At 65.5% G+C, this 25,530-nt stretch carries 14 protein-coding genes and 4 pseudogenes; 5 read left to right on the forward strand and 13 right to left on the reverse strand.

Annotated features, from left to right (window positions below):
* Nucleotide 1: 1 nt before the first annotated feature.
* From WT16_RS20930 to WT16_RS32155, 3 genes are read left to right on the forward strand one after another with little or no spacing between them, the layout of a single operon-like run.
* Complete coding sequence (locus WT16_RS20930) at nt 2–6,094, forward strand: non-ribosomal peptide synthetase (RefSeq protein ID WP_063534121.1); 6,093 nt, start codon at nt 2–4, stop codon at nt 6,092–6,094.
* 1 nt (nt 6,095) lies between these two features.
* On the forward strand, nt 6,096–7,391 hold the full coding sequence (locus tag WT16_RS20935) for an NAD(P)/FAD-dependent oxidoreductase (RefSeq protein WP_006029577.1): 1,296 nt from the start codon (nt 6,096–6,098) through the stop codon (nt 7,389–7,391).
* A 10-nt stretch (nt 7,392–7,401) separates the two neighbouring features.
* Complete coding sequence (locus tag WT16_RS32155) at nt 7,402–9,075, forward strand: formyltransferase family protein (protein WP_082874946.1); 1,674 nt, start codon at nt 7,402–7,404, stop codon at nt 9,073–9,075.
* Between the two features lie 39 nt (nt 9,076–9,114).
* Here the strand turns inward: WT16_RS32155 and WT16_RS20940 are convergent, their stop codons facing one another.
* Together WT16_RS20940 and WT16_RS20945 are read right to left on the reverse strand one after the other, a co-directional pair.
* A complete protein-coding gene (locus WT16_RS20940; protein ID WP_082874947.1) occupies nt 9,115–9,651 on the reverse strand; it encodes a thioesterase domain-containing protein in 537 nt (178 codons plus the stop codon).
* A 354-nt stretch (nt 9,652–10,005) separates the two neighbouring features.
* Nucleotides 10,006–11,112 (reverse strand): iron ABC transporter permease, encoded by a 1,107-nt coding sequence (locus WT16_RS20945; RefSeq protein ID WP_050802903.1) that lies wholly within the window; start codon nt 11,110–11,112, stop codon nt 10,006–10,008.
* Nucleotides 11,113–11,733: 621 nt separating this feature from the next.
* On the opposite strand from WT16_RS20945, the pseudogene WT16_RS32165 reads away from it, so the two are divergent.
* Nucleotides 11,734–12,512, forward strand: a pseudogene (locus tag WT16_RS32165) (helix-turn-helix domain-containing protein).
* 219 nt (nt 12,513–12,731) lie between these two features.
* Here the strand turns inward: WT16_RS32165 and WT16_RS20955 are convergent.
* From WT16_RS20955 to WT16_RS35680, 11 genes and pseudogenes are all read right to left on the reverse strand, one after another.
* Entirely contained in the window at nt 12,732–13,715 is a 984-nt protein-coding gene (locus tag WT16_RS20955) for an ABC transporter substrate-binding protein (protein ID WP_063534124.1), read from the reverse strand.
* On the reverse strand, nt 13,708–14,565 hold the full coding sequence (locus WT16_RS20960; protein WP_063534125.1) for an ABC transporter ATP-binding protein: 858 nt from the start codon (nt 14,563–14,565) through the stop codon (nt 13,708–13,710). The genes WT16_RS20955 and WT16_RS20960 overlap by 8 nt, the downstream gene beginning before the upstream one ends.
* On the reverse strand, nt 14,562–15,602 hold the full coding sequence (locus WT16_RS20965) for an iron ABC transporter permease (protein WP_063534126.1): 1,041 nt from the start codon (nt 15,600–15,602) through the stop codon (nt 14,562–14,564). Before WT16_RS20965 ends, WT16_RS20960 begins: the two co-directional genes overlap by 4 nt.
* Nucleotides 15,599–16,606 (reverse strand): iron ABC transporter permease, encoded by a 1,008-nt coding sequence (locus tag WT16_RS20970; protein WP_063534127.1) that lies wholly within the window; start codon nt 16,604–16,606, stop codon nt 15,599–15,601. The genes WT16_RS20965 and WT16_RS20970 overlap by 4 nt, the downstream gene beginning before the upstream one ends.
* Nucleotides 16,607–16,644: 38 nt before the next feature.
* Nucleotides 16,645–18,021 (reverse strand): MATE family efflux transporter, encoded by a 1,377-nt coding sequence (locus WT16_RS20975; protein WP_059931476.1) that lies wholly within the window; start codon nt 18,019–18,021, stop codon nt 16,645–16,647.
* Nucleotides 18,022–18,098: 77 nt separating this feature from the next.
* Nucleotides 18,099–20,525, reverse strand: a complete 2,427-nt coding sequence (locus tag WT16_RS20980; RefSeq protein WP_063534128.1) for a TonB-dependent receptor — start codon at nt 20,523–20,525, stop codon at nt 18,099–18,101.
* 399 nt (nt 20,526–20,924) lie between these two features.
* Nucleotides 20,925–21,938, reverse strand: a complete 1,014-nt coding sequence (locus tag WT16_RS20985) for a FecR domain-containing protein (RefSeq protein WP_063534129.1) — start codon at nt 21,936–21,938, stop codon at nt 20,925–20,927.
* Nucleotides 21,939–21,941: 3 nt separating this feature from the next.
* Nucleotides 21,942–22,469, reverse strand: a complete 528-nt coding sequence (locus WT16_RS20990) for a sigma-70 family RNA polymerase sigma factor (protein ID WP_059931664.1) — start codon at nt 22,467–22,469, stop codon at nt 21,942–21,944.
* An 807-nt stretch (nt 22,470–23,276) separates the two neighbouring features.
* The gene (gene bfr, locus WT16_RS20995; RefSeq protein WP_059931472.1) at nt 23,277–23,756 is read right to left on the reverse strand and encodes a bacterioferritin; all 480 of its coding nucleotides are present in this window, start codon (nt 23,754–23,756) and stop codon (nt 23,277–23,279) included.
* Between the two features lie 195 nt (nt 23,757–23,951).
* Nucleotides 23,952–24,182, reverse strand: a pseudogene (locus tag WT16_RS35080) (hypothetical protein); the annotation flags it as partial.
* Nucleotides 24,183–24,349: 167 nt separating this feature from the next.
* Nucleotides 24,350–24,969 (reverse strand): annotated as a pseudogene (locus WT16_RS35680) (IucA/IucC family C-terminal-domain containing protein); the annotation flags it as partial.
* A 114-nt stretch (nt 24,970–25,083) separates the two neighbouring features.
* On the opposite strand from WT16_RS35680, the pseudogene WT16_RS21010 reads away from it, so the two are divergent.
* Nucleotides 25,084–25,473 (forward strand): annotated as a pseudogene (locus WT16_RS21010) (porin); the annotation flags it as partial.
* Nucleotides 25,474–25,530 lie beyond the last annotated feature (57 nt).

The raw sequence follows: 25,530 nt of genomic DNA on the forward strand, positions 1-25,530 counted from the left end.
CATGAAGATCGACTTGCGAAACGCGTCGCCGGGATACCGCCTTTCTCCACAGCAACAGGCGCAATGGCCGGGCGACGGCACCCGGCGCGCCTACGTCGTCACCCTGACGCTGGACGGCAGACTGGATTCGCATCGCCTCCTCGACGCCGCCAACGCCGTGGCGCGGCGGTACGAAATTCTTCGCACTGTCGTCCGTCCGCTTCCTGACGGCGCAGGCGCGATACAGATGGTCGGCGCGCATGAGCCGGCGACGACGCTGCCGGCGCGCTTGCCGTCCGACGACGCGCCGTTCGGCGTCGCGCTGCGCGATGACGCGGCGGGTTGCGTCATCGACGTGAGCATCGATGGTTCGTGCGCGGATCGCTGGTCGGTCGCGACGATCCTCGAGCGCCTGGCCGATGCATATCGGGATGCGCGGTTGCCTGACGCGCGCCCCGTCATCGAATATCCCGATCTGAGCGAGGGCTACCACACGCTGCTGCTCGACCCGGCGGGACGCCGCTATTGGAACCAGCGTCTCGCTTCGACGCGCGCGGCGACGCATGACGCCGCACCGCCCGCCCCGGCGAGCGAGGTCGCGCACAGCACGACGCTCGCGTGCGACGCCGGATTGACGGAAACCGAGTGCTTCGCGCGCTGGGTGCTGTTCCTGACGAAATGGACGCGCAGCCGCGCGGTCATCGCGGGCTATCTCGCGCCGGGCAACCGGTTCGCCGAGCACGCTGATCTGGTCGGACCCATCGCGCGGCCGCTCGCGCTGCCATTCGAGGTCGATTGGTCGTCGGACGTCGATTCGATCCTCCGCGCGATCGCCCGGCAGACCGGTGCCGATCTCGCGCAGGCCGATCATTTCGACTGCACGGCGCCCGGGCCTGTCGCCGGTCCGGCGTTCATGTTCGAGCCATCTTGCGCGCTGCCCGCCGTCTTCGCCGGCCTCCGCGTGCTTGATGCGACGTTGCGGACGCCACCTTCGTCGGCCGTTCTGCAACTGTCCATGATTGCACCCGGCGTGCTGCGTCTGAGCGCGCGCGATCTGCCCCATGCGCGGTTCGAAACGATGATCGCGCAAGTGCGCGGCGTGTTTGACCCCGCCGCGCCCATCGGCGGCATGCGGCCCGGCGCCGTCGCCCCGCGCGGCAACGACGCCGCCTTGGACCAGGCGCACGACATGCCGTGCGTCGCGGATACCGTGCGCCACTGGGCGCGGCATCGTCCCGAGCACATCGCGCTGCGCGATGCGACGCAGTCGATGTCCTATGCCGCGCTCGACGTCGCCGTGCGCGACGCGGCCCGCACGCTCGCCGCGCGCGGCGTCTCGCATCGCGATACCGTCGCGCTGCAAACGCGCCGAGGGGTGGAATGGGTCGTCTGGTGGCTGGCGATATGGCGCACGGGCGCGGTCGTGTTGCCGCTGCCGGCCGATGCATCCGCCGAACGCACCGCGCAAGGGTGCGCGCAGGCCGGCGCGCGCTGGCTCGTCTCGACCACGACGCCTGCCGATCACACCGCGGGCCTGCCGCCCGTGATCACGCCGACGGCCGAGCGCGCGTGCGTCGAAGCGACCGCCCCGGACCATCGCCCCGCCGCCAATGAGCCCGCGTACATCCTGTTTACGTCGGGCTCGACGGGCACGCCAAAAGCCGTCACGGTCAGCCATCACGCGTTGTCGACCTATCTCGGCTGGGCGCGGACGCGCTACGCAAGCGAGCGCCACGGCGGCACGATCGTGCATTCCGAGCTCACTTTCGATTTCACGCAAACCTGCCTGTGGCTGCCGCTGCTGGCGGGCGAAACGGTGCGCTTCGCGCCCGATCCCGTCACGCCCGCCATGTTGCACGACCTGCTGCTCTGCGAGCCACCGCTATCGTTCATCAAGCTCACGCCCGCGCACCTGCAAGGGTTCGCGGCACTCGAAACACTGAATCCGCGCGCCGTGCCGTGGCCGGATCACGTGGTGGTGGGCGGCGCGGCGCTCGCGGGCGCGATGTTGCCGCCCTCGCTGCGGCGCGCACGCGCGATCATCCACAACGAATATGGTCCCACCGAAGCCACCGTCGGCTGCTGCGTGCAGAGCGAGCCGGCCGAGGGCATCTCGCCGGGACCTGTCTCGATCGGCGCGGCCACGCCGCGTAGCGCGCTCCTGGTGCTCGACGCCGAATTGCAGCCCGCCCCGGCAGGAGAAGCCGGCGAGCTGTATCTCAGCGGCGATCAACTGGCCCTCGGCTATGTCGGCAATCCAGCGGAAACCGCGCAGCGGTTCCTGCCGAATCCCGCCCCCGGCAGCCCCGGGGAGCGGGTCTATCGCACCGGCGACCTGGTCCGGCGCACGCCTGACGATCACCTTGTCTTCGTCGGGCGCGTGGACGACATGATCAAACGGAACGGCGTGCGCATCGAACCTGGAGCCATCACGGCGCACGTGCTGCGCCATCCGGGCGTATCCGGTTGCCACACATTCGCACAGCGGCCCGCGCCCGCGTCGGAACCGCTGGTCGTTTGCGCCGTCGTCGGCGACGGGGTCGACGTGCATGCGCTGCGCGCGTGGCTCGCGTCGCAGTTGCCGGCGCACACGATGCCGAATCGCATCGTGCCGGTCGACACGCTGCCCTGCACGCCGCAAGGCAAGATCGACGAACGGGCGCTCGCCGCCAGCCTGTCCGTCGCGGCCCCCGCCCCGCCTTCGCTCGCCACGCGCGCGGAAACGGTGCTCGGCGCCATCTGGCGCGCCACGCTCGGCGCGACGGAGATCACGCCGTCCAGCCATTTCTTCGTCGAAGGCGGAGATTCGATCCGGGCAATCACTGTCGCCGTCGAAGCGCGCAAGCAAGGCCTCCTGCTGACCGCGGAACACCTTTTTCAGCATCCGGTGCTGCGCGATCTCGCGGCCGCGGCCACGGCCGCCGGCCCCGTTCCGGACGACGCGGCGCCGACGATGCCGGACGCCCGCCCCCCGGATGCCGACGTGGAGGAGACCTGTCCGGCGTCCTACCTGCAACTCGGCATGATTTTCCAGAATCAGGCCCATGGGCACGACGGGCGTTATCACGACATCTTCAGCTACCGGCTCGGCCTGCACGTCGACGAAGCCTGCCTGCGCGAAGCGGCGCGGCGCGCCGTCGCGCGTCATCCCGCGTTGCGCACGACTTTCGATCTGGCCGCCGACGGCCAGGCGGTGCAGCGTATCTGGACGCGCGGACCGGACGTGCTCGACTACGAGGACCTGACCACGCTGTCGCCCGCCGACCAGCAGCGGACCATCGACCAGTGGATCGCCGGCGAACGGGCGCGCGGCTTCGATGTCCGGGTGTTGCCGCTGCTGCGCTTCAAGGCGCACCGGCTGGGTCCGCGCACGCTCCAGTTCACCACCAGCTTCCATCACGGCATCATGGACGGCTGGAGCGACCAGCAGATTCACACGGAACTGTTCGCCGACTACCAGGCCCTGCTCAGGGGCCGGGAGGCCCGCCTCGCGCCGCCCGTCAGCCGTTATCGCGACTTCGTCGCCGCCGAGCGCGCCGCCGTCGAATCGCCAGTGACGCGCGCGTTTTGGCGGGACTATCTGGAGGACGCGGCGTCGACCCGCCTGTCGCCGGCGAGCGAGGACCCGCCCGCCTGCGCCGAACCCGGCGCGCCGACGCACCACCACCGCACCGGGACCGTATCCGCGCCGGTCTGTCAGCGCCTGCACGATGCCGCGCGGCAATCGCGCGAGCCTCTCGCCGTCCTGCTGCTGAGCGCCCATCTCGTCGCGCTGCGTCTGCTGACCGGGGAGCGCGAGCTCCTGTCATGCAGCGTAACGGATTGCCGTCTCGACGAAGACACGGGCGAGCGGGCGGTCGGCCTGTACATCAACACGCTGCCCGTGCGCGCGCGCGTCGACGACGACACATGGCGAGCGCTCGTGAATCGGGTGGGTCATGACCGGCGCGCGGCGTTCGGCCATCGCCGGCTGCCGTATGCGGAGATCTGTCGCCTCGCCGGCGAGGCCCGCCTGTCGGATTCACTGTTTTACTTCACGAACTTCCACAACGGCATCGCAGCGACCGACGATCTCGTGCAGTATGGCAAGTCCTCGCACGAGGTCACCAGTTTTCCGCTGACGGCCAGCTTCAACGTTGCGCCGTCCACCGGCGAGATGACCTACAGCCTCGCGTTCGACACGCGGCACTTCACGGCCGCCCGCATCGAACAGATCGCACGCTGCTACGACGCGGCGCTCGATGCGCTCGCGCGCGGCATCGACGCGCCGCTGCCGACGATCGACGCGATGCCGGACGTGTCGCGCTCGATCCTGTTGAACGACGACGCCAGCAGCGCCAGCGCGCCAAACCTGCCCGCGCTATTCGCCGCGCAAGTTCGGTCGCACGGCGACGCGCCCGCCGTTCGCGACGCGCACGGCGTCCTGACGTATCGCGAACTCGACGCGCGCGCGCGCTCCGTCGCGGCCGCGCTCGCCCGGCGCGGCATGGGCGCCGGCTCCGTGGTCGGGATCCGGATCGCGTATTCGGCGGCATTGCCCGTCGCGCTGCTGGGCGTGCTGATGAGCGGCGCCTGCTTCGTCGCGGTGGACCCGGATGAACCTCACGCCCGCCTCGCGCATGTCCTCGCGAACGTGGCGCTCGTCCTCTGCCCCAACGGCGACGACGCGCCCGCATCCGCCGTTCCCCACCTCGACCTGCACGCGCTCGAAACAGAGGGCGCCGGCGCGCAGACGTTCGAGCCGCCCCCCATCGCGCCTCTCCTGCCCGCGTACCGGATCTATACGTCTGGAACGACCGGCATCCCTAAATGCGTCGATGTCCACCACGCCGCCTACGTCAACGCCATCGCTCACTTTCGCGACATGCTGCGCGTCGGTCCCGGCGATCGCGTGATGCTGACTTCGGCCCTGACGTTCGACATCAGCCTGCTCGAAGTCGCGCTGCCGCTCGCGAGCGGCGCCGTGCTGCACGTCCTGAACCGCGACGAGGCGCTGACGCCCGCCGCCTACGACACGACCGGGCACGCAGCGGGCCACACGATCATCCAGGCCACGCCGTCCGTCTGGTCCGTGCTGCGTCTGCGCGGCTGGTCCTGTCCGCCGCGCGTAACGGCCCTCGTCGGCGGCGAAGCATTGCCGCGCGAACTCGGCGACTGGCTGTCCGACGCGACAGAAGCCGCCTGGCAAGTGTATGGACCATCCGAGACCACGATCTGGTCGACCGCCGCGCGGCTGGGCCACGCGTCGCACACAATCGGCGCGCCGATCGCGCAGACCCGCTGTTACCTGCTCGACGAGCGGCTCGACGCGGTGCCGTCAGGCAGCGTCGGCACGCTCTACATTGGGGGCGCCGGCGTCGCGCTCGGCTACGCGGGCGCGACGGGCGCGACGGCCGCATCGTTCCTGCCCGATCCGCACGCCGCGACGCCAGGCGCCCGCATGTACCGCACGGGCGATCGCGCGCGCGTCGATGAGACGGGCGCGCTGGTGTTTCTCGGTCGCGTCGACCGGCAGGTCAAGCTCGCCGGGCATCGGCTCGAACTCGACGAGGTGGAAGCGCGGCTCGCCGCCCACCCCGACATCGCCCACGCGATCGTGGTGCTGCATCCCGAGTCGCAAGACCGGCTGGCCGCTTACCTCGTGGCGCGCGCGCCTCGCGCGCAGCCGGACGCCGCGCAGTTGCGCGACTGGCTGTCGACGCACGTGCCGCCCTACGCGCTGCCGGCCAGCTATACCTGGATCGACACGCCGCCGCGCACGCGCAACGGCAAACTCGACCGGCGCGCGCTACCCGTCCCGGCCCGTGCGCACGCCGCGTCCGCCGCCCGCCAGGCCGCCCCGTCGCGCCCGCTGGAACGCGTGCTCCAGCACCTATGGATGAAGGTCCTGACGGTGGAGTCGATCGGCGTGCACGACAACTTCATGACGCTCGGCGGCTATTCCCTGTCCGCCATCCGGATCGTCGCGCAACTGCGCGATCTGTTTGGCGTTCCGGTCTCGGCGTCGGCGCTCTTCACCGCGCCCACCATCTGCGAACTGGCCGATCATCTGCTGGACACCTACCCGTCAGCCGATATCGATGCAAAATCCGATCTCCTTCTCTCGTTAATCTAATATGTCCACGCGCCCTTTCGACCGCACCCGCCGCACTTTTCTCGCCGCCCTGTTAAGCGCGACGGCGGCCGATCTCGTCTCGGCCGCCGGCCTGCCGACCGGCGGCGGCGTCCGGATCGGCATCGTCGGCGCGGGCGTCGGCGGCCTGACGGCCACCCGTTATCTGCACATGCTGATGCCGCGCGCGCATCTCGTCGTGTTTGAACCCGATCGGCGCTATCACGCGTGCTTCAAGTCGAATGAAGCGCTCGCGGGCATCCGGCCGGACAGCGACCTCCTGTTTGGCTACGACGCGTGGGAAAAACGGACTGAGTGGATCGCCGAAGCGGTCGCATCCGTCGAAACCGGCGTGATCGTCACTGAGCGCGGCAGCCGTCATGCGTTCGACTGGATCGTCGTGTCGACCGGCGTGCAGTTCCGCTACGACCGCATCGACGGGCTGTCCGCCGCGCGCGCGCTGGACGTTCCGCATGCGTGGGCGGGCAAGGCGCAGTACGACGCGCTGCGCGCGCAGCTCGTCGCGATGCGCGACGGCGGCGTGGTGCTCATCGCGCCGCCCAAGGCCCCGTACAAGTGCCCGCCAGGGCCGTTCGAGCGCGCGAGCCTCGTCGCGCACTATCTGCGTCATCACAAGCCGAACGCCAAGATCATCATTGCCGACGGCAACGAGAACTTCTCCAAGCAGCCGCTCTTTCAGCGGGGCTGGGAACGGCTTTACGGCTTCGGCACGCCGCAGAGCCTCATCGAGCGCATCAGCGGCGGCAAGGGGGGACGGGTGGTCAGCGTCGACGTCGCCAGCCGGCGCGTCACGCTCGAAAACGGCGAATCGATCCGCGCCGACGTGTGCAACCTCATTCCGCCGCAATACGCGGGCGCGATGCCCGAGCGCTCGGGCCTGGCCGACGAAAGCGGCTGGTGCCCCGTCGACAAGGCCACGATGGAATCGACGCGCGTAGCCGGCGTCTATGTGGTCGGCGACGCATGCGACGCCGCGAGCATGCCGAAATCGGCGTTTTCCGCGACCTCGCAGGCCAAAGCCTGCGCGTTCGCGATCGCCGCGGCGGCCGCGTCGGCGCCGCCGCCCACCCCGCGCTTCATGAACGCCTGCTTCAGCCTGCTGGAACCAGGCTATGGCATTTCGATCGCCCATCACTACGCGTACGAAAAGGCGGGCAATCGCATTACGCAGTTGTCCGGCGGCACGACATCGCTCGATGCATCGGACGAGGATCTGTCGAGAGAGGCCGCATTTTCCGAGGACTGGTTCAACATCGTCACGCATCAGCTCTTCGCTTGACACGGTCACCATGCCCCTACCTCACCCATCACACGCTGACCCGCTGCGCACCGTCGATCCAGGAAAGCAACAGTGCGTCGTGGTCGGCGGCGGCACGCTGGCCGTGTCCTGCTGCGAACAACTGCTCGCATCGGGCCGCGTCGTCGCCGCGCTGCTGCCGACGGATGCCGCGCTGCATGCATGGGGCGAGCGCGAACACATCGTTCGGCTGGACTCCATCGCGTCACTGTCCGAATGGGTCAGGGACCATCCGGTTCACTGGCTGTTTTCCGTCTCGAATCCGCTCATTCTTCCGTCGACACTCGTCGACGACATCGGCTGCGGCGCATTCAACTACCATGACGGTCCCCTGCCGAAATATGCCGGCAGCCATGCGACGTCGTGGGCGTTGCTGTCTGGCGAAACGGAGCACGCAATCTGCTGGCATTGTCTGTCCTTCCCGGTAGACGCGGGACATATTGCCATTCGCCGCAAAGTGCCGATCGAAGCCCGGGACACCGCGCTGTCGCTGAACCTCAAATGTTACCAGGCGGCCCGCGATGGTTTTGCCGAGTTGCTCTCCCGTCTCGATTCGAACGCGCTCACACTTGAACCGCAGGATATGGCGCAGCGAAGCTTCTACGCAAAGTGGCGCCGACCAGAATCCGGCGCGCACCTTCGCTGGTCCATGCCAGCCCATGCTCTGTCAGCGTTGGCACGCGCGCTCGATTTCGGCGACCATTACCCCAACCCCCTGACTTCCCCGAAGCTATGGGTCGCCAATACCGCGTTCGCGATTCGTCAGGTTCATCCTTTGAGGCAATGTTCCGGCAAGCCGCCGGGCACACTAATCGGTATCGCCTCTGATGCCTGGCAAGTTACCACTGGCAGCACCGACGTGCTCGTGCGGGGATTCTCCAGTCTCGAAGGCGTTCCGTATGTCGCAAACGAACTCGCTGACGCGTTGGCTTTGGGCCGAGGCTCGTCGCTACCCGTCCTCACGCAAGAGGAGACTGAGTTGGCGAGAAGCACGCTTGAGACCTTGGCTCCGGGCGAGGCATTCTGGCGCGAGCGTCTCGCCCGGTCCGGCGCCGGTCGTCTGATCTTTCCGTCATCTCGCGATCACGGCGGACAACGCGCGCGTGCGACGACCGATTGGTTCTCCCCACATCCTGTAATGCGCTGTGAAGACCCCGCTGTTGTCACGCTGAGTACATTCCTGGGTTGTATCCAGCTCGAATTCAATCAATCGTGCGTTCAAGTCGGATGGAGAATTGACGAGGCAGCGACTTTGTCCGGGCGCATGGCCGGACTAGCGGAGATCGTCCCGTTGGAATTTCAGGTCGAACGGAGAAGCGATTTTCGTTGCCACCACCAGTCTGTCACGAGGGCATTGGGGCTTATGAAACAACATCGCACGCATCCACGCGATATTGTGTCTCGATACCCGGAATTAAAAACGATGCCCGCTCTGCGGACCCAGCATCCATGGGAAATTGGCATTTCCTTGGTTCGAAGCAACATCGGTTCGACGAATCATACGCTCACTCCGACTTGTGATGTCGGTAGAGTCGCCACTTTGGAAATCGGGGAAGAGGGACGTTTCCGTTGGATATATGACGCACAACAAGACAACCGAGACATTATCGAACGGTTGAATGGCAGGATGAAAGACCGTGGTTCATTTCCGGGATCCGACTTCTGAGCGAACAGTGCAATAAACCGCTTCATCCATCTCTGAAGTTCATAACTGCAAACGTCTGCCAAGGTGAGAGACGATATATTCAATGGCCTCGCGAGCGGATTCCCGATGAAAGAAGTGCCACCGTGAACTGCCTGCGGCGTGAAAGCTACCACGGGTATGGAGGCCCCATTGTGCCATGCTCGCGCAATCGTGATGGGCGCCGTGTGTGTCGAACAGGGCTACGACGGGACAATCGAGCCTGTCTTGCGCCGCGTCGCAGGCATACCGATTGAACAACGTGAGGTCGGCTGCCATCACCGGCAGGAAGTACCTCATGAATTCGGGCTCCGCAGCAAAGCTGTCGTCGACGCCGCCAAAGCGACGCACGGTTCGCAGCAAGCTCTGGTCATCTTCAAACTGTGTGTTCGCCTTGCGCTCCGCCGACGGCGCATACGACGCGCCAACGAAGAGCATTCGCGGCCCTGCGACGCCGCGGCGTCGCAGGGCAATCGCCACCTCGTATGCGATTAAGCCGCCGAGGCTGTGTCCATAGAACGCGAACGGTTTGTCATGCCAGCAGTCGAGCGCATCGCAAATTTCCTAACGAGCGGCACCCAATCGATGCGCGGCGGCTCATCCCTGCGCTGCTCGCGTCCTGCGAGTTGAGCGGCATGAACGCCCACGTCAGGAGGCACCAACGGCTCCCACTCGTAGTAGATTGACGCCCCCGCCCCTGCATGCGGAAAGCAGACCAACCGCACGGCGCGGTCAGTGTGTCGCGATACGGTATACATGCAACGCACCTTCGTCATCGGCGCTCGCCTTGCGAGGTTGCAGAGAATCTCCGGCCAGCGTGCTCTGAAGCATTCGCCGCACAACCGGCACCAAGCGGTTCGTACAATTCCTCGTCCAACCAGTGGGCGGCCGCCCGCAATCTCTTGCAGGATTCAATCACATCCCCCATACGGCCTTCTTCTTTAACAATAAGGCGAGAAAGAACGGCGCGCCAAACAGGGCAGTTAGAATGCCGAGAGGAATTTCGGCGGGGGCGTGCAAGGTACGCGCGCCGAGGTCCGCGAGTAGCATCAGGATCGCACCGAACAGCGCGGCTGCCGGCATAACGAAACGTTGGTCGGGCCCGCCAAGCAGCCGCATGCAGTGCGGAGCAACGAGGCCGACGAAGCCGATTACTCCCGTGCACGCGACTAGTGTACCAACGCATAGTGCGACGCCGAAGAGCACGACTCGCTTGACGCGCAACACCGGGACACCGAGATGCTGTGCTTCAGTCTCCCCCAACTGCAGCGCGTTAAGTGCCCGTCGATGACCTAGCAGCAACCCACCACCGAGCGCGATGATCGGAGCGACTGCCGCGATAATTGTCCAATTCGCACCCGCTACGCTACCGAGGTTCCAGAATGTGAGTGTCCGCAACTGCTCGCCGTTGGAGACATAAATGAGCAGACCGATACCGCCGATAGCGAGCGCGTTGACCGCAATACCTGCGAGCAGCAGCAGGGGTATGGCAAGTCGGCCGCTTGATGCCGCGAAACTATACATCAGCAATGAAGCGGCGAATGCACATGCGAATGCAGCCACCGGAAGGTAGCCGAACACTACCGGGTGGGGAAGGAAGAGAGATCCCAGCACGATCATCGCCGCGGCACCGAATGCAGCGCTGCTCGATATGCCAAGCAACCCGGGATCGGCAAGAGGATTTCGAAAGAGAGCCTGCATGGCACTTCCCGACAAGCCCAAACCCCCTCCCACCAGAATCGCCATGATGACCCGTGGAGCACGGATTTCGAGCAGCACGTAGCGCATTTGTCGCAACTCGGGATCATGGAGCAATGACGCGTCGCTTGCGAACATCGCCGCTAGAACCCGCTCAAGCGGGAGCCGATAGGGACCAATGCATAGCGCGGTGACCATGATGGCGATGAGACCAAGAGCCAACGTAGCCAACGCTAGTCGGCCGGTAAATACAGCAGACTGGGACCTTGAAATATTCCTCACAGTGGACGCATAAAGGGAATTTAGCAGCGCGTTGAATTTCATATATACAAGGCGAATTGAATTTCAGTCGGGAAGACTACGTCTACGTTATGAGTCTACCTTCAGAAAACATAATTTCGGAATCACGCTTTTGTCATGGGAATCCTTGGGTTGCGGGGATCTCGCCGTTGTGCTGAGGACCCTCTTTTCTAGAAGAGATCAAGACAAGTCCAAGACTGCGGATAACGGTACGCCAGTTCGTCGAACAGGACACAGGTTGCGAAATTGGTGACTTACATTCGAGACGACTTGCTCGACGCCGCACGCGGTAGGCTAGTGCATCTCGCTCACGCCGAGTCTTGGCATGCTTCGGTTTTGTCGATGAGCAAGACAACGTCAACGCGATGCGCGCTTGCTGAACAGCGAGACAAAAGCGACCACAGCAACGCAGGATGGGTACAAATTCACCGAGAGTCTCCAAGTACGTATCAACTGAAGGCTGGCTGGGCGGACATCTGCACCTGGCTGGAGTACCCATGATATGGGCGTCATCGCGAACCGCGTGATTTTTGATCGACAGTGTAATCGGGGATGTTCATCATTAGCAATGGCGAATCGGACTAGTAAGTCTGCCACGCCCACCGTTTCCGAGACACGGCCTGATGAATTGCGTGATTCACGGACATCACACGTTTTGGTGTCTCCAGGCCGACGCTTCGCAAGTGGTTGGCTGCTACCAAGAGACGGGAGAGGAAGGCCTTCGCTCTCAAAGCCGTCGCCCTCTGACCAGCCCGAATCGAAAGGTCTCTGACGCTGATCGGGCAACGATTCTTCGACTGCGGGCAGAGCGCAAGGGGGCACGGCGAATCCAAAACGGATTGCGTCTGCATGAGCAAAGAGAACTGTCCCTTGCGACTATTCACAAGGTTCTGCGCGAGGCGTCTATCAGTACACGGCCATCGACGACTGTTCACGCTTTCGTGTGCTGGCCATCTACCTGCGTAGAAATGCCCGAAATACGCTGCTTTTTCTTGATCGTGTCATCGAGGAGATGCCGTTTTCGATTCAACGTATCCAGACCGACCGCGGCAGCGAGTTCTTCGCTGAATCCGTGCAGCGGCGCCTGATGACCGAGTGCATCAAATTCCGGCCAATTCCACCACGTTCGCCGCACCTCAATGGCAAGGTCGAACGCTCGCAGCTCACCAACCTGAACGAGCTTTGGTCTCACCATGGCCCGACGGAGCAGGCAACCCTGTTGACCGCATCGCGGAACTGAGGAAGTCACGCCTCTCGCCGAGGAGGTGGAAAGTGCATACGACGAGCGGAAAGAGCGAATTTGGCACCGCGAATGGCGGGTCGACAAAATCCTCGGCGAACATCATCGGCGCACGTCGGAACCCGCGTCTCCTACCGGCGCCACGGGTTCCGACGCGCCAAAGAAACGGTCGTCAACAAAGTGAAACGATGTCTGCGAATCGCACAGATGAATGAGGTCCCAACGTGCAATGGCTAGAACCTTGGCTGCATCCAAGCATTGTGACCAGATCCGCAACTACTTGAGGGGCGCTGCTGTTTCGGATGCGCATTCTGCTCCGGACGGCTAGTCGGCGATGCTGTACGCCTTGCGCCGCATAAATATGTCGACGCAAGAATGCAGCCACTCAAGGTCAGACAACACATCAATCCACGCGCCTGAAATACGACAACGTGATTTCGCGCAAGTCCGGCAACGCGAACACTTCCGGGTGCAGGAACGCGGCCGCTTCGGCCAGCACCGCATGTCGCGCGATCGGCCCGAGCGATTCGATCCAGTGATCACCCACGCTCACGATCCTCACCCGGCGCGTCGACGCCAGGTGCTGCCACACCGGATTGGTCTCGAAGCCGCGCCGGCCGCTGTCGTCGTACACGAAAATAATGTCGGGCTTCGCCAGCAACAGCGTCTCGAGGCTCATCTGGAACGCCGTATTGTCGCGCTGCGACGGCAGCGGATTGCGCCCGGCGATGTTGACGCCACCCAGCGCATTCAGTAGCGAACAGGTCATGTTCTCGTCGTAGAACGCCCACGGCGCAACGCCCGCTCCCCAGACGAACAGGTACCGCGACGCGCGGCGCGATCCTGCCCGCGTGCGGAATCCCGCGAGCACGTCGGCAAAGCGCCGGTTGAGCGCGGCGGCCGCCTCGGCGTGACCAAGCGCCGCCCCGACGAGCGCGATGCTGCGGTCGCTGTCGTCGCCAGTCTCCAGATCGAGTGCAAGATACGGCGCGATCTGCCGAAGCTGCGCCGCGTTCGCCTCGGTATAGCGACGGATCGCGACGACGAGGTCCACATGCGCGCTCGCCAGCAGTTCCAGGTTCGGGCTCGCACGCTGCCCAAGGTCGATCACGCGATCCATCCTGTCCAGCAGATGGGCGGGCCGCCGATTGCGCACGAGAAACGTCGACGCGATCGGCTGCACGCCGAGCGCCAACGCGGTATCAGCCCCGAAATACGAAATCGCCGCAAGCCGGCTCGGCGCGGTATCGAAGTGCAGCGTCACGCCGCGATCGTCCACGACGCTGTACGGCCGGGCAACCGACGCCGCGCGAACGGGCCGCGCAAGTCCCGTCGCCAGCGAAGCCAGCAACGCGAACGACAGTGCACGACGCTTGCGGTCAATCATCCCCGGCTGTCCCGATCGACGACACGGCATCGCGAACGGCCTGCCCGGCACCGTTCTCATCGCCGCCGGGCGCCGCATAGCCGAGCGGATGGCAGACCGGCACACCGTCGCTCGCGCCATGCAGCCGCTCGCTGCGCACATGGAATACGTCCGCGACGAACGCCGGCGTCAGCACGTCGACCGGCGCGCCGTCGGCCGCGAGCCGGCCGTCGCGCATCACGATCGCCCGGTCCGCAAAACGCATCGCCTGGTTCAGGTCGTGCAGCGACATCACGAGCGTCAGCCCGAATTCCTCGTTGAGCCGCCGCAGCGTCTGCATCACGTCGAGCTGATGGCCGAGGTCGAGATAGGTCGTCGGCTCGTCGAGCAGCAAGATGTCCGCGCGCTGCGCGAGCGCCATCGCGATCCATACGCGCTGACGTTCGCCGCCCGACAGCGCGACGAGCGAACGATCGCGCATCGTGATGAGCCCGGTCATCTCCAGCGCCCATTCGACCGCTTCGCGATCGTCGTCAGTTTCGCCACGCAGCCAGGTTCGGTACGCAAACCGTCCGTGGCGGACGAGTTCCTGCACCGTCAGGCCGGACGGAATGTCCTGCGTCTGGGCCAGGAACGCGACGCGACGCGCGAGCTTTCGGCGTGGCCATTGCCGCAGCGACACGTCGTCGAGTAGCGCATCGCCGCCGCGCGGCGCGAGCAGGCCGGCCAGCGCGCGCAACAGCGTGCTCTTGCCCGAGCCGTTCGGACCGAGCAGCACGGTGATCCGACCTGATTCGATCGACAGCGACAGGCTGTCGACGATGCGGCGCGGGCCATATCCGAGCGAAAGATTGTGGGCGACGAGTGTCATCGCGACGACCGGGACAGCAGATGGAGAAACAGCGGCGCACCGAACAGCGCGGTGACCGCCCCCACCGGAATCTCGGCCGGTGCGACGACGACGCGCCCGGCCAGATCCGCAAGCGCGGTGATCAATGCACCGCAAAGAAGCGCGAACGGCGCCTGCCGCGCGAGCGGGCCGCCCACGGCAAGCCGCGCGAGATGCGGCGCGATCAGGCCGACGAACGCGACCGGGCCGGCAATCGCTACGGCACCGGCCGCCGCGAAACCTGCATAGACGATCGCGGCGAGACGCCACCGCTCGACGTTCAGCCCGACGCTCGTCGCCGCGTCGTCGCCGAGCGACAACACCTGCACCGCCGGCAGAACGACCGGCAGCAGCACGATCGTTGCCGCGGTCCACGGCGCGAGCAGCAGCACGTGCTGCCAGCCGCGCGCGTACAGGTTGCCCGCGAGCCACGTCAGCAGCACCTCGATGCGGCTCGAACCCCAGCCCGCGAGTATCGTCATCGCGACCGCATACATCGCCGCGCTGACCGCAACGCCCATCAGGATCAGCCGGAACGGCGCCGTGCCGCTGCGCCACGCGAGCGCGTAGACGCCCAGCGCCGCGCCGATGCCGCCTGCCTGCGCGACGAGCGGCATCCACGTGATGTCGTATGCGTCGAGGCGGCTGCCGTCGAGCGCGCCGGCGAAGTTCGCGACGAGCAGCAGGAGCATCACGCCGAGCGTCGCGCCGGACGACACGCCGATCACGCCGGGCTCCGCGAGCGGATTGCGCAGCGCCGCCTGCAGCACGAGCCCGCTCGCCGCCAGTTGCGCGCCGATCATCAGTGCAAGCAGCACGCGCGGCAGGCGCAGATCCCACATCACGAAGGCAACATCGCGCGCGCCGTCGCGATGGATCAGTGCCTGAGCGACCACCGTCAACGGGAAATCAGCCGCGCCGAAACGCACCGACAGGACGACCGTGAGCATCAGGATCGCGGCCCATCCTGCGCGACGCGCGTGCGGCGTGCCAATCGGCCGGCTCGGCCCGCCCTTCATGTCGATACTCCTTCGTCGCGGCGAATCACCGCGATCAGCAGCGGCGTGGCGACCAGCGCGGTCAGAAAGCCGACCGGCAGTTCGCGCGGCGCGGCAACCGTGCGGGCGACGAGATCCGCGGCCGACACGAGCAACGCGCCCGCCAGCGCCGTCACGCCCAGCGTCCGGCGATAACCGCCCCCGAGCGCGACACGCGCGAGATGCGGCACGCACAGTCCGACGAAGCCGACCGGCCCCGCGATCGACACCACCGACGCCGACAACGCGACCGCGATGCCGCCGAGCACCAAACGCCAGCGCAACAGGTCGAGGCCGACGCTCTGCGCCGCTTCGTCGCCGAGCGCGAGCGTGTCGAGCACGCGCGCACCGGCCAGCGCGGCGGCGAGCCCTGCGACGGTCCACGGCGCGACCATCGCGACCTGCTGCCAGCCGACACCCGCGAAGCCGCCGGCCAACCAGTAGAACAAGGGTCCCGCCTGCGGACCCGCCACAATCATCAGCGAAATGACGCCCGCGCTGCCGAGCGCGGCAATCGTCGTTCCGGCCAGCGACAAACGCAACGGTGACAGCCGCGCGCGCCACGCCAGCGCGAACGTGAGCGTCGCCGCGATGCCACCGCCGGCCAGCGCCACGAACGGCAGCACGCTCGCGGACCAGGCTGGCGCCAACACGGTCGCCGCCACGACCGCGAGCGCCGCGCCGCTGACGACGCCTGTCAGCGTCGGGTCGGCGAGCGGATTGCGCGTGATGCCCTGCATCAGCGCGCCTGCGACCGCGAGGCTCGCCCCGACCATCAACGCCGCGATCAGGCGCGGCAGCCGCAGCGTGTGAACGACCTGCGCGGCGGGCGTGTCGCCGCCGGCCAGCGCATCGAGCGCAGCCGCGGGACTCAGCACGAGGTTGCCGGCGCACAGGCTCGCGAGCGCGATCGCAACGAGGCCGCCGATCAACACGAGCGCGACCGCGCCGACCCGTGCGCGTCCCCCGCATGCCTTCCCCGGCAACGGAGAGCGCGGGCGCTTCGCCGTCACGGGCCGTCCGTTCACGAGCGTGCCGCGCCGGCCTGTTTCGCCAGCGCGTCCAGCCGGTACTCGAACTTGCGCAGCAGCATGGACGAGGTCGCGGCCAACCCGATCGCGAGTCCGATCCAGATGCCGTAGATGCCGTAGCCGAGCTTGACGCCGGCGGCCCACGCGACCGGCAGCCCGATCATCCAGTAGCCGACGATCGAGATGCGGAACGAACTCGTCACGTCGCCGAGCCCGCGCAGGATGCCGACGCCGATGTTCTGGCTGCAATCGAAGATCTGCAGCAGCGCCGCGATCGTCAGCAGCCCCGCCGCGAGCCGCAGCACGTCGGCATTCGCCGCCGAGCCGCGCGCCAGAAAAGGGGCGAGCACACTCGTCGGCGCGACGAGGTACGGCAGCGCGACGATCAGCATCGCGCCGACGCCGAGCGCGAGCCCCGTATAGCCGAGCCGCCGCGCACCGCGATAGTCGTGCTGCGCGCATGCATGGCTGATGCTGATCGACGACGCGTGCGACAACCCGACCGAAATCATGAACACGATGTAGATCACCTGATTGACGACCGTCTGAGCCGCCAGCGCATCGGTGCCGAGCGTGCCGATCACGAGCGTGAGCACGGTGAAGAATGCGGCCTCCGACCCGTAGGTCGCGGCAATCGGCACGCCCATCTTCAACGTCTGCCTGAACGCATCGGCATCGGCCCGCCAGAACGCCAGCGACAGGTGCTCCCGCAGTGCCGCCCGGCGCTTCGCAATCGTCAGAAACGCGACGAACGACAGCAGGTACACCACGCTCGTCGCGCACGCGACGCCGGTCAGGCCGAGTTCGGGGAACCCGAGGCGGCCGAACATCAACGCGTAGTCGAGCACCGCGTTGACCGCGATCGACACGACCGTGATCGCGAGCAGCGGCCCCGGCTTGCGCAGCCCGACTGTGTATTGGCGCAGCGACTGGAACCATAGGCACGGCAGCATGCCGGGCGCTGCCGCCGCCAGATAGAGCGCGGTCTGCCGCGCGACGCCGGGATTCTGGCCGAGCCACACGAGCGGCCGCTCGACGGCCAGCATCAGCAGTACGAACGCGAGCGCGGCGAGCGTCGACAACGCGAAGCTCGCTCGGACGAGACGCATGATCCGCGCGGCGTCGTCCTGCCCGTTCGCGAACGCGACCAGATTGCCGGTGCCCGTGACGAGGCCCGTCCCCATCGTGCGCAACTGGTTGAACAACGTGAGCGCGAGACCGCCAGCAGCGATCTCGCGCGGACCGAGCATCCCCATCATCACGATGTCGGTCGTGGTCAGCGCGACCTGCGCGAGCTGGGTAAGGATGAGCGGCGCGGCAAGCGCGCCGATGTGCCGGGCGTCGAGCCAGAACTGTCCGTGAGGTTTCATGCAATGACGGTGAAAATCGGAACGGCAAATCGTCGGCAGGCCGGGCGGCACATACGCCCCCGGTCTGCCGACGCCCGTCACAGGTCGGTCGACACCGACAGCCAGAACGTGCGCGGCGCGCCCGTGAACAGATACCCGGTCGGGTTTGCCTGCCAGTAGTCGCGGTTGAACAGGTTCGTCACGTTCGCGCGCAGCGTCACGTCGCGGCCGGCCACTTTCGTCGTATAGCGGCCGCCGAGATCGAAGCGCGTCCAGCTCGGCACGTGCTGCGTGTTGTCCTGGCTCACGTAGGCCTTGCCCGTGTAGATCATCCGGCTCGTCAGCGTGACGCCCGGCAAGAACGGCGTATCCCATTCCGCGCCGAGCGTCGCCTGCAGCGACGGCGCGCCGATCGCGTGATTGCCGTCGTACGTGCCGCCCTGCGTGCGGCGAAGCCGCGCGTCGAGCCACGTGAAGCCGCCGAGCAGCCGCACGCCGCGCGTCACCTCGCCGAAACCCGACAGTTCGAGCCCGCGATTGCGCTGCAACCCGTTGAGGCTGTACAGCTTGCTGACCGGGTCGACGATCCCGCTCGGCACGTCGATCTGGAACAGCCCGAGCGTCGCGCCGAACTTGCCGAGATCGAGCTTGGTGCCGACTTCGTATTGCTTCGACTTGAACGGCGCGAATACCTGATTCGGGTTCGCCGCGTCAGGCGGCGGCGCCGAACCGGGCGTCAGTGCCTCGATGTAGTTCGCATAGAACGACAGTTGGTCGAGCGGCCGGACGACGAGCGCGACGGACGGCGTCGTCGCACCCTGGTCGTAGTGCGACGTTTCCGCTCCGGACGTGTCGAAGTTGCGGCTGCTCACCTGCTGGCGACGCACGCCGACCGTGAGCTGCACGAGCCCGCCGGCGGCGGACAGCGTATCGGCCACGCCGATGCTGCGCAGAATCTGCGCGCTGTCTTTCGCTTCAGGCGACACGGAAACCGGCGCACCCGGCCCGGCAAGGCGGGTCGGCATGTAAATGTTCGTCGCGTAGCTGCCGTAAGCGGTCTGGCCGAACCACGTCGTCTGCTGCAGGTAGTCGCCGCTCACGACGAGCTGGTGATCGATCGGGCCCGTCTTGAAGCGTGCGCGCGCACCGGCCTCGGCCGACAACGCACGCGACGCGCCCGACTGGTATCGCGACAGCGACGTCGCGTCACCTTGCGCATTGACGATCGTCGCACCCGGGTCTTCCAGCTTGTCGTAGCCGAACCGGTTCATGCCGACCGCACCGAACAGCGTCACATTCGACGACAGGTCGTATTCGGCACGCCCGAGCGCCGTCAGACTGTGGGAATTCGAATAGGAAAACGTCTGCGCGAGATTGGTCCGCGAATCGGGCGCCGCCGGCACCGCGATGCCGGCGATCGGCGTGTAGCCGCGCACCGGCGCACGCATGAAGTCTTCCTGGTAGATCACGTCGCCGGACGCGCGCAGGCGGCTGCCGCGGTAGTCGAGCCCAACCGACAGCGACGTGTTCCGCCGCGATTGTTCGTCGATCGGCGTATCGCCTTCGCGGTGGGCCGCGTTGACGCGCACGCCGAACTCGCCGTTCTGGCCGAAGCGCCTGCCGATGTCGGCATGACCGCCGAACACCGAGCTCGACGCATATTCCGCCGTGAGGCGGTTGAGCGGCGTATCGTCAGCGCGCTTCGTCACGACGTTCACGCTGCCGCCGACGCTGCCCTGCGGCATCATCCCGTTCAGCAAGGCACCCGGCCCCTTGAGGATTTCGACCCGTTCAACCGGATCGGCGCCGACACGATAGGCGGGCACGAGCCCGTAGAGTCCGTTGAGCGCGATTTCGCTGTTCTCGACGCGCAACCCGCGGATCGTGATCGCGTCATAGCGGTTGGTGCTGTCGATCGCGGCGCGGACCGACGGGTCCGTGGTGGTCAGCAGGTCCGCGACGCTCGTCGCCTGCTGGTCGCGGATCAGCTTTTCCGTATAGCTGGAGATGCTGAACGGCGTATCCATGTAGTCGCGATTGCCGAGCATGCCGACCTTCGCTCCCTGTGCCACCTGACCACCCGCATAGACCTCGGGTACTGCGTCGTCGATTCGCTTGCCGAGGACCTTCACGGCCGGCAGTACGGCAGCTTCGGCACCTGCTGCCGCAGAAGCCGGACGCAGCGAAAAGCTGCCGTCGGACTGCCGTACGGGTTCCAGACCCGTACCATTCAACAGCGCCTGGAACGCGCCCTGCACCGAGTAGGTGCCGTGGATGCCCGCGCTGGTCTTCCCGGCCGTCAGGTCGCCCGGCACGCTCAGCATCACGTTGGCCTGATCGGCAAGACGGTTCAGCGACGCCGACAGCGGGCCGGCCGGAATGTCGTATCGCCGGGTGGCGGCTTGCGCCGCCGCGCCGGCGGCCGACTGCGCAGATGCCGCCTGCCACGCGCCGCTCCCGGCGAGCGCGATGCCGAGAACGGCACACCGTACCGCGTGCGCGGTGGGACGGTGGGCGGTGCGCATCCGTGCGCGGTTACACGCTGGCAACGAAATACCGGGGGGATTCGACGAACACGACGGGCGATGCATGGACGGCATTCCTTGAGAATGAAGTGAGCAAGGGGAGGTCCATCGCGCGTCTAACAGAGCCGGATACCTTGGCTTGATAGCGGCCGCGCCCGATCGTTCGGGCGGCGCCATGCTGGCTGCGACTGTCGCCATCGCACGACGCCTGCTTCCGTCCGGAAACAGGCGCCGTCAGGCCGGAGCTGGTGCTCCGCCTCGTGGCGCCGGGTCGGCATTCAGAGCACTGATTGATCTCCGAATGGTCCTCTTTCATCTGTTAATCGGATGACGCCCGGAAATGCGAACCAGAATTGGAAATTTTTTTAGTGCAGGTGAGATAGCGCTCGGACGCGCCAGTCACCGGGCGTCGATCGTGACCCACCACGGCAACGTGCGACGTACCCGGATCGGCAGATCGCGTTCGAGCATCGCGAGCATCCGGCCGGGGTTGTCGGCCGGAAAACGGCCTACCACACGAATGCCCGCCACCGACGGATCGACGCCGATGTGCCCGTGCTGATAGCGATCCAGCTCGGCGATCAGCGCACCGAGCGTAACGTCGTCAGCCAGGATCACGCCGCGCGACCACGCTTCGCGCGCGGGATCGGCCCGCTCCGGCGCGAGGATCGCCTCCGCCGTGAACTGCCGCTGCTGTCCGGCCGGCACGATTTCGACATGACCGGCCCGGTTGCGAATCTCGACACGGCCGTTGAACACGGCCAGCAGCGTGTGCGTGTCGGACTGACGTACAGTGAACCGGGTGCCCAACGCCTGCATCCGGCCGTTCGGCGTGTCGACGAAGAATGGCCGCCCCTGGCGGTCCTTGGCCGTATCGATGAGGATTTCGCCCATCGTCAACGTCAGCAGACGCCGCGTATCGTCGTAGTGAACATCGAACGCGCTGTTCGCGTTCAGCCAGACGCGCGTGCCGTCGGCGAGCTGCACGTCCCGCCGCTCGCCGATCCCGGTACGGTAGTCCGATCGCAACGCGACGATGCGCTCCGGCAGCGGCGTGAAATGCCATGCGAGCCATCCGGCGAGACCGGTTCCGGCCAGCGCCGCGAGACTGCCCAGCACATGGCGCCGGCTCGCCGCGCGCGTCGAGGAAACATGCACGGCCGCCGCGGCAGCATTGCGCTCGGCTGCGCTCTCGCCTCTCAGCGGCTCAAACCGGAGGCTGACCGCTTCGACATGTGCCCACGCACGCCGATGCTCCGGCCGCTCCGCCAGCCACTGCGCCCACGCGGAGCGATGCTCGCCGCTTCCGCCATCGGCATGCAGGAGCGCATACCAGTTGGCAGCTTGTTCGAGACTTTCGAAATCCGCCTGGACGCCGGATTCGGCAGCGGACGAGGACGACGGGACAGCCATCGGTCAGTGCTTGATGCCGGCGTCGAGCAACGCGAGCTGCAACATCGCCTGGGCGAGATACTTCTGCACCATTCGGTCGGAAACGCCGAGCTCGGCAGCAATCTCGCGAGTGGAGAGGCCGTGGATCTGCGCCATGACGAATGCGTCCCTCGCTTTATCCGACAGCCGGCTGATGAGCGCGCCGACTTCCATCAGCGTCTCGATGACGATCGCGCGATATTCGGGCGAGGGCTCGCAAGGTTCCGGCTGGGCGGCAAGCGCGTCGAGCCACGCCTGCTCGACCTGACGGCGGCGGAACAGGTCGATGCACATGCCCTGTGCCATCGCACGCAAGTAGGCGCGTGCCTCGGCGTCGCTGTCGAACCCCTTGGGCGCCGGCTTGAGGATCAGGCGGAGAAACGCGTCCTGGGCAAGGTCCGCAGCATCGAAAGCGTTACCCAGCCGCCTGCGCAACCATCCCTGCAACCAGCCGTGGTGGTCGCGATAAAGAGCCTGCACATCCAGGTGGAGGGCAAGTTGAGCGGCGGACATGGAGCACCCCTTCTGCGTCAAACGTGAATGACAAGAAGCCAAATACGAATCATTCGCGTTTATAAACCAATTCAGTCGGTTTACGCAATATTTCGCAATTAGGGGCCGCATCGATAGGCCACGATATCAGCGCCTTCTATTCATCAGACATTTTCATGGGCGCCTTTCGTTTCCCGCTTCGGCATGTCGCACGTCATTTCGCCTTGGGATTCGCGACACACTCAGACGACGACAGTTGCAGCCCGTGATCCAATGCCCTTCGCCAGACATTCGGGACACACTCCGTCGATCACAAGAGACGCGGCGTGGAACTTGAAGCGATGTCCCGAAACGACGCGCTCGAACTGCTGGTTCAATTCGTCTTCGTAGAGATCGCAAATCGCTCCACAGTACCGACTGACGTTGCCCGCGAATTTCGTATCCCTGCCCGAGCCAGTTCCGAGTAAATGGCTTTATGGTCTTACGCAAGGATTCCCTGCTACATCACGTGCCGCAAATGCTTTAAGCGTTCGTTAACGTTGGCATAGATCAACTCGGGGCACGGACGCGAGGTATGGTTTTTCCTGCGTCCGAGAAGCGCGGCGTGCCTTCGCGCGTGTGAGCATTCATTCGAATGCCGGAGATCGCAAGTGTGTCATGAAGGCGCCCTGCCTCGTCGGGGACAATCGAACGAGCGTCACCCCGCCCGCGATATTTGCGTCTTCGAGCAAATCAGTCGAATCGGAAGGGTGCCCGAACGGCGGTGTCGGCGGGCAAGCAGTCTCACGCAATGCGCAACATTGCATCCGGCAACGGCGTCCTATACGCTCATGAGTCGAGCGAGGTCATGCCCGATTGCAGGTAGTTCTGGATGCCGACCTTCTGAACCAGTTCCAACTGCGTTTCCAGCCAGTCGATGTGCTCTTCCGTGTCGTCGAGAATGTTCTCGAGAATTTCGCGCGACACGTAGTCCTGCACCGATTCGCAGTACGCGATCCCTTCCTTGCAGGTTGCCTGTGCAACCCGCTCGAGCTTCAGGTCGCATTCGAGAATCTCTTCCGTGTGTTCGCCGATGAGAAGTTTGTGCAGATCCTGAAGATTCGGCAATCCGTCGAGCATGAATATGCGCTCGATGAGTGCGTCCGCATGTTTCATCTCGTCGATCGATTCCTCATATTCATGCTTGCCCAGCTTGTTGAGCTGCCAATGACGATACATACGAGCGTGCAGGAAATACTGGTTGATCGCCGTCAGCTCGTTCTTGAGTTGAGCGTTCAGATAATCGATGACATTCTTGTCGCCTTTCATCACAGCTCTCCCGTTCAGCCTGTGCATGCACACGACCTATCCAGAACCTACAATAGTCGGCGACCGGGCCACTCGCAAACGACTTCTCAGCGAAAGAGGCCAATCAAGCAAGTCAATCGTCGCGTAGTGCGAATGATTTCAATTCCTGTTCAAAACCCTCTGTGCAGCGAAGCCTATCGGGCCACTGCCCCGGAATCAAACCCCGCTCCGCATATCGCCCTGACACAAAACCAGGGAGATATTGCAGTTCGGTATCGGCGAATGAAGGTCCGCATTCTGCGACACCCCGACAAACTTGCGCTCAGGATGCGGATGGCTCAGGAAATCATGATGCGATATGTGCCATCCATAGGCACCCGCCAGTCTGAACACGATACGGCCACCGACACGCAAATGCGCAATCTCTACATCGCGCGCAAGCACGTCGTCGATCAGCGTGTGTTCAAGGTCGATCACGACGAAATCGAAACCTGCGGCAGCGATGAGCTCGACGGTCAGCGGCGCCGGCGTCGAGCAAAACAACCCGACCAGCGATGGTCCGTCGGAATCTCCGATCCGCGACTTCAGCGAACGCGGCGGTAGCGTGTTCGATGTCATGCGTACTCCGGCTGTGCGAGTGGATTCGCCGTCGCGCGTGTCCGCAGACGAATCTCGGGCAGGAAGCGGCGGCTGGCAAGCAGCTCGATCTCCATCTCCGGTGCAAAGCAGTCGAACAATGCGAAGCGTTCCGCGAGATCCGGACACTGAACCTGATACTCATGGATCGCGCGAGAGACGATCGCCCAGAATTCAGCCTCCTCCAGATTGAGATGGCAGGAGAAGAACCAGGCGATCTCCGCGAGATTGACGAAGAACAGCGCATCGCACGTGAAATCGCGCAACTGGTCGGCGTCGTCGGTCTCGATGAACGAATTGGGATTGACTCGCGCGTGCTCGGCAGGCGGAGCGTCGAGTGCCGGCGGAGCCACCGACAGCCATTGCTTCAAGTACCGCACGCCGTCGTGAAAGTCCTTCAGGGCGACACGCGTGGGCATCCCGTCGGCGTGCTACAGCACCATGTTCTGGGCGTGCGACTCGAGCGCGGTGCCGTTACGCCACCGGCAGCCACGCCCGCTCCAAGAGCCGGCGAACCCAGGTCCGCACACCACGCCGTGCAACCCAGTTCAGCTATCAGCGGTCGGCCGTCGGCATCGATGTGTGTGAGCGCGGTTATCTGACGCTGCCGGACTCGTACCGGCAGATCGCGCGCCTGCTCGTTCCCGAACTGACGCGGCGCGGGCGCCACCCGGTGGCCGGTGTGCCGGGATCGTTTCGGGAAAAGCTGTTCGGCTTCGCGTGGAGCCACACGCAACTCGACTACGTCGACGGCTCGTCACGCAAGTTCAACAACTACGACGTGAACGGGCGTTACCAGATCACGCCGGCGGCGACGCTGATCGGCGTCTACACGTTCACCGACGGACGCGCGAGCGGCCTGCCGGGCACCGGCGGCCAGACACTGAAGCCGCGCTGGCACCAGTTCACGCTCGGGTTCGACTACGCGTTGTCGAAACGCACCGACATCTATCTGTCCGGCATCTACCAGCTCGCGGCCGGCGATGCGAACACCGCGACGTCGGGCGGCTATCGCAAGATCGCAGCGATCTCGAACATCGGCACCGCATCGTCGACGAATCGCCAGGCCGCACTCGTCAGCGGGCTGCGCGTGAAGTGCTGATCGCGCACACCGCGGGGGCGACGGGCGCGGCGCGATAAGCAAAGCGGGAATCGTTGT

It is taken from the genome of Burkholderia sp. MSMB1589WGS (assembly GCF_001636105.1).
In the GTDB taxonomy this organism is placed as follows: domain Bacteria; phylum Pseudomonadota; class Gammaproteobacteria; order Burkholderiales; family Burkholderiaceae; genus Burkholderia; species Burkholderia humptydooensis.

Coding starts and splice junctions, on each gene's coding strand:
- WT16_RS20930 (WP_063534121.1), top strand. CDS start 2: ATGAAGATCGACTTGCGAAACGCGTCGCCGGGATACCGCCTTTCTCCA.
- WT16_RS20935 (WP_006029577.1), top strand. CDS start 6,096: ATGTCCACGCGCCCTTTCGACCGCACCCGCCGCACTTTTCTCGCCGCC.
- WT16_RS32155 (WP_082874946.1), top strand. CDS start 7,402: ATGCCCCTACCTCACCCATCACACGCTGACCCGCTGCGCACCGTCGAT.
- WT16_RS20945 (WP_050802903.1), bottom strand. CDS start 11,112: ATGAAATTCAACGCGCTGCTAAATTCCCTTTATGCGTCCACTGTGAGG.
- WT16_RS20955 (WP_063534124.1), bottom strand. CDS start 13,715: ATGATTGACCGCAAGCGTCGTGCACTGTCGTTCGCGTTGCTGGCTTCG.
- WT16_RS20960 (WP_063534125.1), bottom strand. CDS start 14,565: ATGACACTCGTCGCCCACAATCTTTCGCTCGGATATGGCCCGCGCCGC.
- WT16_RS20965 (WP_063534126.1), bottom strand. CDS start 15,602: ATGAAGGGCGGGCCGAGCCGGCCGATTGGCACGCCGCACGCGCGTCGC.
- WT16_RS20975 (WP_059931476.1), bottom strand. CDS start 18,021: ATGAAACCTCACGGACAGTTCTGGCTCGACGCCCGGCACATCGGCGCG.
- WT16_RS20980 (WP_063534128.1), bottom strand. CDS start 20,525: ATGCGCACCGCCCACCGTCCCACCGCGCACGCGGTACGGTGTGCCGTT.
- WT16_RS20985 (WP_063534129.1), bottom strand. CDS start 21,938: ATGGCTGTCCCGTCGTCCTCGTCCGCTGCCGAATCCGGCGTCCAGGCG.
- WT16_RS20990 (WP_059931664.1), bottom strand. CDS start 22,469: ATGTCCGCCGCTCAACTTGCCCTCCACCTGGATGTGCAGGCTCTTTAT.
- bfr (WP_059931472.1), bottom strand. CDS start 23,756: ATGAAAGGCGACAAGAATGTCATCGATTATCTGAACGCTCAACTCAAG.